14 protein-coding genes are annotated in these 12352 nt (G+C 68.0%); 5 read left to right on the plus strand and 9 right to left on the minus strand.

The features are described from left to right. Position 1: 1 nt before the first annotated feature. Complete coding sequence (locus tag AB0L57_RS02995) at positions 2-856, minus strand: MaoC/PaaZ C-terminal domain-containing protein (protein WP_364956141.1); 855 nt, start codon at positions 854-856, stop codon at positions 2-4. A gap of 178 nt (positions 857-1034) precedes the next feature. Here AB0L57_RS02995 and AB0L57_RS03000 point away from each other — a divergent pair, with 178 nt between their 5' ends. Continuing rightward, positions 1035-1655 carry a DUF4822 domain-containing protein gene (locus AB0L57_RS03000; RefSeq protein ID WP_364956144.1) on the plus strand — a complete coding sequence of 207 codons (621 nt, stop codon included), beginning with the start codon at positions 1035-1037 and terminating at the stop codon, positions 1653-1655. 68 nt (positions 1656-1723) lie between these two features. Here the strand turns inward: AB0L57_RS03000 and AB0L57_RS03005 are convergent, their stop codons facing one another. Together AB0L57_RS03005 and AB0L57_RS03010 are read right to left on the minus strand one after the other, a co-directional pair. Further along, positions 1724-2206, minus strand: coding sequence for a GAF domain-containing protein (locus AB0L57_RS03005; RefSeq protein ID WP_364956146.1), 483 nt, complete (start codon positions 2204-2206; stop codon positions 1724-1726). 67 nt (positions 2207-2273) lie between these two features. Then, positions 2274-2648 carry a VOC family protein gene (locus tag AB0L57_RS03010; protein WP_364956148.1) on the minus strand — a complete coding sequence of 125 codons (375 nt, stop codon included), beginning with the start codon at positions 2646-2648 and terminating at the stop codon, positions 2274-2276. A 187-nt stretch (positions 2649-2835) separates the two neighbouring features. Between AB0L57_RS03010 and AB0L57_RS03015 the strand changes: the two genes are divergently transcribed. Next, positions 2836-3138, plus strand: a complete 303-nt coding sequence (locus AB0L57_RS03015) for a hypothetical protein (protein WP_364956151.1) — start codon at positions 2836-2838, stop codon at positions 3136-3138. Between the two features lie 10 nt (positions 3139-3148). Here the strand turns inward: AB0L57_RS03015 and AB0L57_RS03020 are convergent, their stop codons facing one another. From AB0L57_RS03020 to AB0L57_RS03030, 3 genes are all read right to left on the minus strand, one after another. Further along, positions 3149-4258: a hypothetical protein gene (locus tag AB0L57_RS03020; protein WP_364956153.1), complete on the minus strand. Its 1110-nt coding sequence runs from the start codon at positions 4256-4258 to the stop codon at positions 3149-3151. Positions 4259-4458: 200 nt separating this feature from the next. Further along, positions 4459-5724 carry a serine hydrolase domain-containing protein gene (locus AB0L57_RS03025; protein ID WP_364956156.1) on the minus strand — a complete coding sequence of 422 codons (1266 nt, stop codon included), beginning with the start codon at positions 5722-5724 and terminating at the stop codon, positions 4459-4461. A gap of 87 nt (positions 5725-5811) precedes the next feature. After that, on the minus strand, positions 5812-7125 hold the full coding sequence (locus tag AB0L57_RS03030; protein ID WP_364956159.1) for an MFS transporter: 1314 nt from the start codon (positions 7123-7125) through the stop codon (positions 5812-5814). A gap of 100 nt (positions 7126-7225) precedes the next feature. Here AB0L57_RS03030 and AB0L57_RS03035 point away from each other — a divergent pair, with 100 nt between their 5' ends. The 3 genes from AB0L57_RS03035 (at position 7226) to bfr (ending at position 9086) form a co-directional block, all read left to right on the plus strand. Further along, positions 7226-8206: a helix-turn-helix domain-containing protein gene (locus AB0L57_RS03035; protein ID WP_364956163.1), complete on the plus strand. Its 981-nt coding sequence runs from the start codon at positions 7226-7228 to the stop codon at positions 8204-8206. A 153-nt stretch (positions 8207-8359) separates the two neighbouring features. Beyond that, positions 8360-8551, plus strand: a complete 192-nt coding sequence (locus tag AB0L57_RS03040) for a (2Fe-2S)-binding protein (RefSeq protein WP_364956166.1) — start codon at positions 8360-8362, stop codon at positions 8549-8551. A 55-nt stretch (positions 8552-8606) separates the two neighbouring features. After that, positions 8607-9086 (plus strand): bacterioferritin, encoded by a 480-nt coding sequence (bfr, locus tag AB0L57_RS03045; protein ID WP_364956169.1) that lies wholly within the window; start codon positions 8607-8609, stop codon positions 9084-9086. 55 nt (positions 9087-9141) lie between these two features. On the opposite strand, the gene AB0L57_RS03050 is transcribed toward bfr, so the two are convergent. From AB0L57_RS03050 to AB0L57_RS03060, 3 genes are read right to left on the minus strand one after another with little or no spacing between them, the layout of a single operon-like run. Then, positions 9142-10290: an acyl-CoA dehydrogenase family protein gene (locus AB0L57_RS03050; RefSeq protein ID WP_364956172.1), complete on the minus strand. Its 1149-nt coding sequence runs from the start codon at positions 10288-10290 to the stop codon at positions 9142-9144. 13 nt (positions 10291-10303) lie between these two features. Further along, entirely contained in the window at positions 10304-11449 is a 1146-nt protein-coding gene (locus AB0L57_RS03055; RefSeq protein WP_364956175.1) for a thiolase family protein, read from the minus strand. Further along, positions 11442-12284, minus strand: a complete 843-nt coding sequence (locus AB0L57_RS03060; RefSeq protein WP_364956178.1) for an enoyl-CoA hydratase-related protein — start codon at positions 12282-12284, stop codon at positions 11442-11444. Before AB0L57_RS03060 ends, AB0L57_RS03055 begins: the two co-directional genes overlap by 8 nt. Between the last annotated feature and the right edge of the window lie 68 nt (positions 12285-12352).

A 12352-nucleotide genomic window follows, 5' to 3' on the forward strand; every position in this document is an offset into this window, starting at 1 on the left:
GTCAGCCGGGGATCAGCGCACCGCTCAGCACCGATCGGTCCCCGCGTTCGGGCACGGAGGTATCGAACAGGTAGCCGTCGCCCTCGGACCAGATCCGCGTGCGCAGTGACTCTCCGGGAAAGACGATGCCCCGGAAGCGGGCGGTGTAGCGGTGCACCCGGGAGACATCGGCGTCCAGGACCGCGTCGACCAGTGCCGTGCACACCACGCCGTAGGTGCACACGCCCTGCAGGATCGGCCCGGGGAACCCCGCCGCACGCGCGAACTCGGCATCGGTGTGGACGTTGTCGTGCAGTGCGGCACCGCGTACACATCCCTGATACCGGAGCGCCTGATCCGGGTGGGTGGGTGTGCGGATATCGAGGTCGGGCTCGCGTTCCGGAGTGGGCACGGCGGATGAGCGGCTCGGCGCACCGCCTGCCACGCCCTCACCACGGGCATGGATCCGGGACAGGCCCGACACGAGCACCTGACCGTCGGCTCCGGTCAAGCTGGTGCGCTGCACCAGAACCGCGGCATCGCGGCGCTCCTCCACACCCACCACCTCGGCGCGGCAGGAGGCGAATCCGGCGTCGGGAAGCGGGGCGCGCACCTCGAGTTCCTGCTCCAGATGCAGCAGGGTCGACAGCCGCAGCGCGATGCCGGGAAAGCGGATCTCGGGCGGTTCCCGATGATAGAAGTCCGGCGTCGCGACACCGAATGCGACGGGAGCGGTCATCGCGAAGGTCGGCAGCACGCCGGTCTGTTCGCCACGCTGCCCGACCGCCCGCCGATAGCTCAGCACTTCACGCTCACCCCAGCGAAATTCCTGGGTCGGCACCGTCACTCCGATCACGGTCCGCCGGTCGATGGGCATCGGGCGAACTCCTGTGCGGTCTGGACGCGTTTCGGGCGTCGGCGAAACGGTGGTTACCACCGCGATGATCGTATCCGTGCCCGCCGACCGGCCGATTTCGAGTGCCCCCACCAGACATTGACAGAACCAATCGCATTGATGGAAAACAGATATTGGACGCTATACACACTGGTGAAACATGCTGGATCACGTCAGCCACACCACCAGGCCGGATCCCGATGCGCTTTCCGGAGCGGCCGACGTCGTCGACCACCACCGAGAGGACAGTGCCATGTACAAGATCGCTCCGATCGTCGCCGCGCTCGCCGCCGCCGGCGTGCTCGCCGCCTGCGGCAGCAATGAGGACACCGGATCGGCCACGTCGCCGGCCCCGGTGCCGGCCACCGCGGTAGCCAAATCGGCCCCCGCCGCGCCCGGGTCACCGGCGGCGATGCTCGCCTCCACCCCGTGGGAGACCACCGCCGCCACCGACGCGCACGGCGCTCCTGTCGCGCTGAACGACGCGAACGTCTCGAACTATGTCGGCTTCGCCTACTTCGACAACGACGGGACATTTACGATGGTCAACCTCGACGACAGCCCGAAGATGCACGGTGACTGGTCGGTCTCCCCGGACGGCAGGACCCGCACACTCGTCGCGAAAGACGATGCGGGACAGACCTGTTTCACCCGCGTCGTGGACATCGTCACCCTCGACGACCGGAACTTCACCTACCGCGTCCACCCCGACGACGCGAACAAGTCGGCGTACTTCGACATCGTCCACACCCCGACCACGCACCCGGAACCGGCCGCGTAGCCGCCCGATCCGAGGTCCGGCATCGGCCATTCGACGCCGGGAGCGCGCGCTCCGTCCGCGCGCGGCACTCAGGCGATGGCGTCCAGCGAGTCGAGATACAGCTCGGCGATCGCCTCGAGCCCACGCTGGTCGGCCGGGCCGAACCGATCGGCGATCGGGCTGTCCAGATCGAAGACGCCCACCAGAGTTCCGTTGTGCACCAGCGGAACAACGATTTCGGACCTGCTCACCGGATCACAGGCGATGTGGTCGGCGACCGCGTGCACATCGGCGACCCGCTGGGTGCGGCGCGTCCGTGCCGCTGCCCCGCACACCCCTCGATCCAGGCCGATCCGCACACACGCCGGCTGCCCCTGGAAGGGCCCGACGACAAGCTCGCGGCCATCGTAGAAATAGAAGCCGGCCCAATTCACCTCGGGCAGGGCGTGATACACCAGTGCGGACAGATTGGCCGCGTTCGCGATCCGGTCGTGCTCGCCCGCCAGCAGCCCCGCCGCCGCGGTGGCCAGCTCGCGATACTCCGGCGTGAGCTCATCCTCGTCGTTGCTCATGGCGACAGTGTGCCCGGAACCCGCCCGCACCTGAACCTCTGCACTCGAGCCGATCCGGATTGCACACTCAGCTGCGGCCACCGGCAACGGTCAGGCAGAACGGGTGGCCGGAGGGGTCCAGCAGTACCCGCCAGCGATCGGGCGCGGGCTGAACGGCGGCTTCCACGGCTCCGCATGCGATCGCGGCCGCCTGGGCGGTGTCGAGATCGTCCACGAACAGATCGAGGTGCATCTGCTTGGGGGTCCGATTCCCGGGCCAGTCCGGGGGCTCGTGATCAGCGACGTGCTCGATCGTCAGCGCGACTCCCGCAGTTGCGAGAACCACCAATTCGTCGGATTCGTAGCGGATCTCCGCGCCGAGTAGCGCGCGGTAGAACTCGCCCAGACGATGCGGATCCCTGCTGTCGAGCGAAATCGCTCCCAGCCTCGCGATTGCGGTCATGGCTTCCCCGATGTCGGCCCGTGTGAACGGTCCGGGCCGACCTTACTCGCCGCCGTCCCCTTCCTCACCGGCTCGGCCGACACAAGCTCCGCGCCCATCCCAAACAGCTAACACTAGGCAACCAGTCCGAAGCGTGCGAGGATGCGAATCAATGAATGAATGACAGCCCATCGGAAAGGACGAGCACATGACGAACGCCGTTCACACCAGCCATACCGGTCACGACCATGTCCACGGTGAGGGTTGCGGGCATGTCGCGGTGCCACACGGAGACCACGTCGACTACGTGCACGATGGCCACATTCACCGGGTACACGGCGATCATGTCGACGAATGCGAACCGGCCGGCCACACCGAGCACACCGGATCACACGACCATGTGCACGGTGAAGGCTGCGGGCACGTCGCCGTACCGCACGGAGACCACGTCGACTACATCCACGACGGGCACCGTCACGCCTCCCACGCCGGCCACTACGACGAGCACTGAGCGCGCCCGCTCACAGGGCGTAGCGCAGGATCGCCGCGGCCACCGCCTCCTCCGGAATGTCGGATGCGCGAACCGCCAGGACCCGCCCGCCGGACAGCAGCACCCGGCGGGCGATCTCGTCCGCGATTCCCGGTGTCTCGGTATCGGATTCGGGACCGTATTCGATGGCGCCGGTATCGGCCGAGACGGTGCCGGGCACCGCGGTATCGATATCGACCAGCAGGGTCTGCACGATGCCGAAGGTCGCGGCGCGCGCGATATCGGCGAGGTCGGTGGTGGCGCGCGCCTCGCCGCGCCGCTTGTCGAACAATTCGCGCAGATCGGCGAGCTGGGCGGCGTAATGACCATCGAGGATGCGGCGGGTGCGATCGGCCAGCTCCTGATCCGAGAGGTGTTCGGGGTTGCCGGAGATCCCGTCGCCGAGTAGTTCACCGTAGGTGGCGACCGAGCGGAAGATCCCGTCGATCGGCTCCGGGGCGGCCAGCACGAGCGGAATGTCGCGTCCGGACAGGATGTCGCGCAGGGCCCGGTCGACGCCGCGCGCGTACTGGCGCACCCGCACCTTCTTGCCCTCGCTGCCGGTGAGCCGGCCCTTCGGCGACCGGTCGCCGATCGAGGCCTTGTTGGCGAAATCCGCTGCGTCGCTCGGCATATCGGGTACTCGCACGTCTTCGGCAGCACGATCGGGGGTGACCTCCACCAGGCGAACCGATCCCTCGGCCAGCGCCAGCACGAACGCGCTCTGCGGGAAGGTGATCGCACGCAGCAGCGGCTTGAGCAGGAACCGGTCCGATACCGTCACCGCCGCGCCGAGTCGATTCGGAATCCGGAAGGTCCACATGTGCTGCGGCGTGACGTGCACGACGAGGGTGTGCGACTGGTAGCGCCAGAAATCCTCATCGTCGGCGAGGTCGGCGAGCTGTTCCTCGACGGCCCCCCGACTCGAGGCGTCGGTGATCAGCTCGAGTGCCTCGCGCACCTGATTTCCGAACGCGATCCGGTTCGCCTCCGGATTCGCGGTGACGGCCTCGGTGGGCAGATAGATCGACACCGACCACGGGCCGGTCCATTCGGCGAGGGTCTCGATCTCGCGGCGGGTCGGGATGTCGGTGTGCAGCACTGCGATCCTCCTTCGTTGCCCCCGCACGCGGCGTGGGATGGGCCCGTGACCGGCACAAGCGATGCCGGGCGAGCCACGAGCGGAATATTTGCCGACCCGTAACCACATCGACGGTACTGGATGACCACACCCACTGATACCTATACAGGCATCGGATGCGGAACTGTTGCTACCACTCCTCAAGCAGGGCTGGGCAGCCGTCAGCGGGTGGTTGTCGCGGTCGTGGACGAGGTGGCCTCGGCACCGGGGCCGTACAGCCGGCCGATGATTTCCTTCGCGATTTCGCTGGCTGCGGCGTGCCCGTCGGCGGTGGGCTCGAGATTCGCCCACACCACCACGGTCACCCCGCGCACGGGATCGGTGCCGGCGAAGGTGTTGAAGCCCGGCAGTTCACCCGTATGTCCGTACAGCGCACCGAATTTCGCGATCGCCAAACCGTATTGCGGCGCCTCCGGCGGATTGGCGGGATCGGTCGGCCGCACGCTCGCCATCCGGGTGGCCTGGGTACCGGCGTCGAGTAGCTTGCCCTCGGCGAGGGCCTGGGACCAGGTGGCCAGGTCGGCGACCGTCGAGATCCCGGCTCCGGCCGCCCACGCCCAGGACGGGTTGTCCGCGGTGCGGTCGCCGGGCTGCAGCGTCCCCGCCTTCGCGCGCTCCTGCGACTCCGGCGGCAGCGCCGGCGGAGATCCCATGGTCTGCACGTTGGTGCCGTACATGTATCCCTGCGGATGTGGATCGGGAATCGCCGCGGAGGTGCGTGGCGGAAACGAGGTGCCGGTCAGCCCGAGCGGTCCGAACAGCCGGTCCCGCACAATCTGTTCGAGCGGTTTGCCGTCCAGCTGTTCGGCGATGAGCCCGAGCAGCACGGTGTTGGTGTTCGAGTAGTGGTATCCCTGCCCGGGCGCGAAGTACGCCGGATGGGCGTAGGCCATCGCGAGCAGTTCCTCGGGCTGCCACACTCGGGCCGGGTCGGCGTCCATGGCCTGCGCCAGCTCGCGGGTCTCGCTGTAATTGTAGAGACCGCTGCGCATATCGAGCAGTTGCTCGATCGTGATCGCCTGTCCGCCCGGCACATCCGGCCGGAATTTCGCCACCGTATCGTCGAGCGCCAGCGCACCCTGCTGCACCAACTGCAGGATCACCGTGCCCGTCCAGGTCTTGGTGACCGAGCCGACCCGGACATGATCGACCGGCGACACCGCGGGTCCGCCACCGAATGTCCTGGTGCCGTAGGCGGTCCCGACGTCGCCGGCGGGTGTGCGCACCAGCGCCACCACGCCCGGCACCGACCACTGCCGGGCCAGCGGTTCGACGATGCCGGTCAGTGCCGCCGCGTCCAGTGGATGGATTCCCGGCACCGGCGAGCTCGCGGGCGCGGACGAGGTGGCCGGTCCGGGCGGCCGCGACGACGATCCGCACCCGCCCGCCGCGGCCAGCACGACCACACCGAGCAGAGCGCACACCATTCGCCGGAGACGGATCCGGACCGAGGCAGATACCGGGGGCAACGCACGACCTCCCTCACGGGAACGGGTGGAGCCGGGACCAGAACTCTACTGCGTCGGTACCGGTCTCGAAGGAGGTTGGCGAATGCTGAGCGACAGTACCGCGGCCACCGCGCACAGACCGCCCGCGAGATACCAGGCGAGCTGGTAGTTGCCTTGCAGATCGCGGATCACGCCGGCGCCGGCGGCCGCGATCGCGGCCCCGATCTGATGCGAGGCGAACACCCAGCCGAAGGCGATCGCCCCGTCCGCGCCGAAGTGCGTGCGGCACAACGCCACCGTCGGCGGCACGGTCGCGATCCAGTCCAGCCCGTAGAACACGATGAACATCCACATGCTCGGCCGCACATCGGGCGCGAACAACGCCGGCAGGACCAGCAGCGACAGACCGCGCAGCGCGTAGTAGGCGGTCAGCAGATACCGCGATCCGATCCGGTCGGTGAGCCAGCCCGAGGCGATGGTGCCCGCGACATCGAAGATGCCGACGGTGGCCAGCAATCCGGCAGCGGTGGTGGGCGGCATCCCGTGATCGTGTGCGGCGCTGACGAAATGGGTACCCACGAGCCCATTGGTCGAGGCCCCGCAAATCGCGAAACCTCCTGCCAGCAACCAGAACACGGGCCGGCGAACCACCTCGGCCAGCACCGTCACCGCCCGCATCGCGCCACCGGCGGCCACGGTGCGATTGCCCGTCTCGTCGTCCGGGCCGGCCCCATAGGCACGGCGGCCGATATCGCTGGGGTAGTCGCGCAGGCACACCACGACCAGCGGCACCACCGCCAGTGCGGTGGCGGCGACCACGAGCGCCGGCACCCGCCAGCCGTGATCGCGGGCCAGCGCCGAGATCAGCGGCAGGAAGACCAGCTGGCCGGTCGCACCGGCCGCGGTGAGCACACCGGTGACCAGGCCCCGATGCCGGACGAACCACCGTCCAGTCAGGGTGGCGACGAACGGCATCGACATCGATCCCACACCGACACCCACGAGCAGCCCCCAGGTGGCCATCAACTGCCATGGCCGGGTCATGAAGACCGTCAGGCCGCTGCCCGCCGCGACGAGTACCAGCGCACACGAGACCACCCGGCGGATCCCGAAGCGATCCATCAGTGCGGCGGCGAACGGCGAAATCACCCCGTACAGCAACATGTTCACCGATACCGCGGCCCCGATCGTGCCGTGCGACCAGCCGAACTCCTCGTGCAGCGGATCCATCAGGACGCTCGGCACCGAGCGGAAGGCCGCCGCGCCGATCAGTGCGACGAAGCCGACAGCGGCGACGGTCCAGGCCGGATGCGGCAGCCGTCGGGTTCGTCGTTGGGGTGGAGGTGGGGAGGTGTTCTCGGCGAGGCGAATTTCTGTCACCGACCGATCGTGCCGAATTCCCGCCCCGGCCACGAGTGGCCTGAATGCCATAATGCGTAAAGATTCGGCCAGTCATGGCCAGCGCGGCAAGGAGACGACGATGACGGTTCCCCATTCGGTCGCGGTCCTGGCCCTGGCTCCGATCGTCGGCTTCGACATGACGATTCCGCCGACCGTGCTGGGCGCGGCCACCGACCCGTCCGGCGACCGGTACTACGACGTACGAATCTGCGGCATCGACCACACTCCGATCCCGTCGACCGGCGGATATTCGATCGTGCCGGAATACGGCCCGGAACTGCTCGCCGACGCCGACACCGTGATCGTGCCGGGAACGCGCCTGCCCGGCGCGCGCCACGACGGCACACTCCCGCCCGCGGTCCGCGACGCCCTCGCCAGCATCCGGCCGGGCGCGCGCATCGTCTCGATCTGCACCGGCGCCTTCGTACTCGCCGCGGCCGGTCTGCTCGACGGCCGCCGCGCCACCACACACTGGGCCCATGCCGACGCCTTCCGCGGGCTCTATCCCGAAGTGCGGCTCGACGAGAACCTGTTGTTCGTGGAGGACGGGAACATCTGCACCGCGGCGGGCCTGGCAGCGGGCGTGGATCTGTGCCTGCACCTGATTCGCGGCGACCACGGCAGCGCCGCCGCGAACCAGGCGGCGCGCTACTGCGTGGTGCCGTCGTGGCGTGAGGGTGGCCAATCCCAGTTCATCGAGCAGTCGGTTCCCGATCCGGGCGACGACGGCACCGGCCCCACCCGGGAATGGGCGCTGAGCCGCCTCGACCGCGAACTCGATCTGAACACGCTGGCCGCACACGCCAGAATGAGCGTGCGGACCTTCACCAGGCGGTTCAAGGCCGAGACCGGCCTGGCCCCGGGCGCCTGGGTGCTGCATCAGCGCCTGCGGCACGCCCGGCACCTGCTGGAGACCACCGCGCTGCCGGTCGACGAGGTCGCACGCTCGGCGGGAATGGGTACCGCGGCATCGCTGCGGCACCATCTGCGCACCCGCGTGGGTGTGGCTCCCAGCTCCTACCGCAAAACCTTCCTGCGACCGCCCGGCACCCAGCCCTGAACAGGGGGGATACCCGGGCCCGCACGACACGCTCCGAACCCATTGCCACCCCGCCGTCCGGGGTGCTACCTTAGGCAAGGGTTACCTGTTTAGGCGAGGCTTACCTGCTTCTCGACCCGAGTAGTTGTCGTTCAGAGCATTTCGAGGCCCACCGTGTACATCTGCATCTGCAATGCCGTCTCCGAGGCAGACGTGCACACATGTGTCGCCGCCGGCGCCTGTTCGACAAGACAAGTGAAGAAGGCCTGTGGCTGGAAACCCGGCTGCGGCTCGTGTACGGCTCGACTGGCCGAAGTGATCGACCGGGCTCGCGAAGGAGACCCGGCGCAGACAAGCGCGGCCTGATCCGACACACCCCCCACCATTTCCTTAGTCGTGTGATCTGTGCCACGATCACCTCATGGAAGGCGACAAGGAAATCATTGGGCTGCTCAATGAGCAGTTGACAGCCGAACTCACGGCGATCAATCAGTACTTCTTGCACGCCAAGATGCAGGAGAACTGGGGCTATACCAAGCTGGCCAAGCACACGCGGCACGAATCCATCGACGAGATGAAGCACGCGGAGATCCTGACCGACCGGATTCTGTTCCTCGAAGGCCTGCCCAACTACCAGAAGCTCAACGTCTTGCGGATCGGCCAGACCGTGCCCGAGCAGCTGCAAGCGGATCTACAGATCGAGATGGAGGCCGTGACGCGGCTGCGCGGCGGTATCGATCTGATGCGCTCGCGCGGCGACGTGACCTCCGCGCGCATCTTCGAGTCGATCCTCGAGGACGAGGAGAGCCACGTCGACTACCTCGAGACCGAACTCGACTTGCTGACCGCCCTCGGCGAGCAACTGTATCTGCAGCGGTTCACCGACACCCCCGACGACTGATCACCGGTACCCGGCCGCGGGGTACCGCGGCCGGGTCTTCGCGGACCGGAATCGATTACAACGCCAGCGATTTCGCAATGATCGTCTTCATCACCTCACTGGTTCCGGCATAGATGCGCGCGACCCGGGCGTCGGTGTAGAGACGGGCGATGGGGTACTCCATCATGTAGCCGTATCCACCGAACAGCTGCAGGCACCGGTCCACGACACGGGCCTGAACCTCGGTACAGAACAGCTTGACCCGGGCGGCATCGGCGCCCGACAGCACCCCGTCGACCAGATCGGCGACCGCTCGGTCGAGCATGGTCTGTGCCGCCTCGATCTCCGCGGACATCGCCGCGAGTTCGAACTTGGTGTTCTGAAACGAGGCCACCGGTGTTCCGAATGCCTTGCGCTCCTTGACATATTCCACGGTGGCGGTCACCGCGGCCCGCGACTGCGCCACCGATCCGACCGCGACGGTGAGCCGTTCCTGGGGCAGGTTGTGGCCGAGATAGCTGAAGGCCGCGCCTTCGGCGCCGAGCCGGTTGCCGACCGGAACACGGACATCTTCGAAGAACAGCTCCACGGTGTCCTGCACCTTGCAGCCCATCTTCTCCAGCACCCGGCCCCGGCGGAAGCCGGCCATCCCGTCCTCGACCACCAGCAGGGTGAGGCCGTTGCGGCGGTTGTCCGGATCGGTCGAGGTCCGGCAGACGACGATCACCAGATCGGCCAGCAGTCCGCCGGTGATGAACGTCTTGGACCCGTTGAGCACATAGTGGTCGCCGTCGAGCACAGCGGTGGTGCGCATTCCGGCCAGATCCGATCCGGTGCCGGGTTCGGTCATCGCGATGGCGCTCAGCAGCCGGCCGCTCGCCAGGCCGCCGAACCAGCGCTCGCGCTGCTCGGCGTCGGCATAGTCGAGGAAATACGGCAGGATCACGTCCAGCTGGGTACGGACGGTCGACAGCGTGACCAGGGCGCGGGCCGCCTCCTCCTGCAGGACCACGTTGTAGCGGTAGTCGCGCTGCCCCGCTCCCCCGTACTGCTCGGGGATCGCGACGCCGAGCAGGCCCAATTCGCCCAGGCGCGTGAAGATCTCGCGGGGCATACGCCCTTCGCGCTCCCAGTCCGGATAGTTCCCGACCACATATTTCTCGATGAACTCGCGGGCCAGGGCCCGAAAGGCCTCGTGGTCGGCGGTGAACAGTTCGCGGCGCACGGCGGTTCCCCGATCAGCTCAGCAGTTCGACGACGGTCGCGTTGGCGGTGCCGCCGCCCTCGCACATGGTCTGCAGGCCGTAGCGAATCCCGTTGTCGCGCATGTGATGAATCATGCGGGTCAGCAGCACCGCACCGGACGCACCGAGCGGGTGGCCCAGAGCGATCGCGCCGCCCAGCGGGTTGACCCGAGCCGGATCGGCACCGGTCTCGGCCAGCCAGGCCAGTGGGACCGGCGCGAAGGCCTCATTCACTTCGAAGACTCCGATATCCGATACGGCCAGAGAACACTTACGCAGCACCTTCTCGGTGGCGGGGATGGGCCCGGTGAGCATGAGGACCGGATCGGCGCCGGTCACCGCGCCGCCGCGGTAGCGCACCAGCGGGGTCAGCCCCAGCTCCCGGGCCCGCTCCGGCGTTGTGACCAGCACCGCGGCCGCGCCATCGGAGATCTGGGAGGAATTGCCGGCGTGGATCACGCCATCGGCGCGGAAGGCCGGTTTCAGCCGGGCCAGCGTTTCCGCGGATGTCCCCCGGCGAATGCCCTCGTCGGCGGAGATCGTCGCGGAATCGACAGCGACATCGATGATCTGGTCATCGAAGGCGCCACGATCCACCGCCTCGGCGGCCAGCGCGTGCGAGCGACCCGAATAGTCGTCGAGCTGCGTTCGCGTGAATCCCCACTTCTGCGCGATCAATTCGGCCGAGATGCCCTGGTCGAAGGAGAAGTCGTCGTAGCGGGCACGAGCTTTCGGGCCGTAGGGCGCACCGGTGGAGCGTGCCGCGCCCAGCGGTACCCGGCTCATCACCTCCACGCCACCCGCGACCACGAGGTCCTGCTGACCGGAACCGACAACGGCGGCAGCGAAATCCACCGCCTGCTGACTCGACCCGCAGGCCCGGTTGATCGTGGTGCCCGGCACCGATTCCGGCCAGCCCGCCGCCAGCACCGCGTAGCGCGCGATATTCGAGGACTGATCGCCGACCTGCGATACACATCCCCAGATCACGTCGTCGACGAGCGCCGGATCCACGCCGGTGCGCTCGGCCAGCGTCGTCAGCACCAGAGCGGACAGATCTGCCGGGTGACAACCGGCCAGTCCGCCATTACGTTTGCCGATCGGGGTGCGGACCGCCGCGGCGATGACTACCTCACGCATCTGTTCGCCCTTCGTTGTCGGGCCGGTCCGCGCTGCGGACCGGCGGCCGGGTGACCGTCCACCGTCCGGTGAACCGGGGTTGGCGTTTCTCGGCGAAGGCAGCGAACGCCTCCGGGGCGTCGGCGGTGGCGAAATTGATGCCCTGCGCCCGTGCCTCACCCGCCAGCGCCTCGCGCAGGGTGCGGTCGGCACCCTCGTTGAGCAGGGCCTTGGTCTGCGCCAGCGCCACCGGCGGGCCGGCCGCCAACCGCCGCGCCAGATCGTCGACGACACCGTCGAGCTCGTCGTCGGGGTGCAGCCAGGTCACCAGATTCATGGCGAGCGCTTGCTCGCCGTCGATCGTATCGCCAAGTAGCGCCAGTCTTTTCGCCTGCTGCAAGCCCACGATCTTGGGCAGTAGCCAGGATCCGCCCAGATCGGGTGACAGACCGCGCCGGGGAAAGATCTGCGAAAACCGAGCTTGTGCGGTGGCGACGACGAAATCGCAGCCCAGCGCGAGATTCCAGCCCGCGCCGACCGCCACACCGCGTACCTTCGCCACACTCGGCATGGGCAGTTCGTGCAGGGCCAGGGCCACCTCGGTGAGATCCCGCATCCGATAGGTCGGATGCCGGTTGTCGGGGGTGGAAATGTCAGCGCCGGAACAGAAGTCGCCACCGGCCCCGGTGACGACAACGGCCCGTACCCCGCGGTCTTCCGCGGTGGCGCGCAGGGTCTGCTGCAACGCTGCCCACAGCTCGGCGTCGATCGCGTTCTTGTGATGCGGGCGGTTGAGGGTCAGGGTGCGCACACCGTCGAGGTCGGCGCACAGCAGCACGGACTCATCCGAACCCATGGGCACTCCTCGGATCGGGGTCCCCACCGCACGGATGCGACACCGCGGTTGCCACACCGGCTCGATTC

The organism is Nocardia sp. NPDC052254, from assembly GCF_040679495.1.
Lineage (GTDB): Bacteria > Actinomycetota > Actinomycetes > Mycobacteriales > Mycobacteriaceae > Nocardia.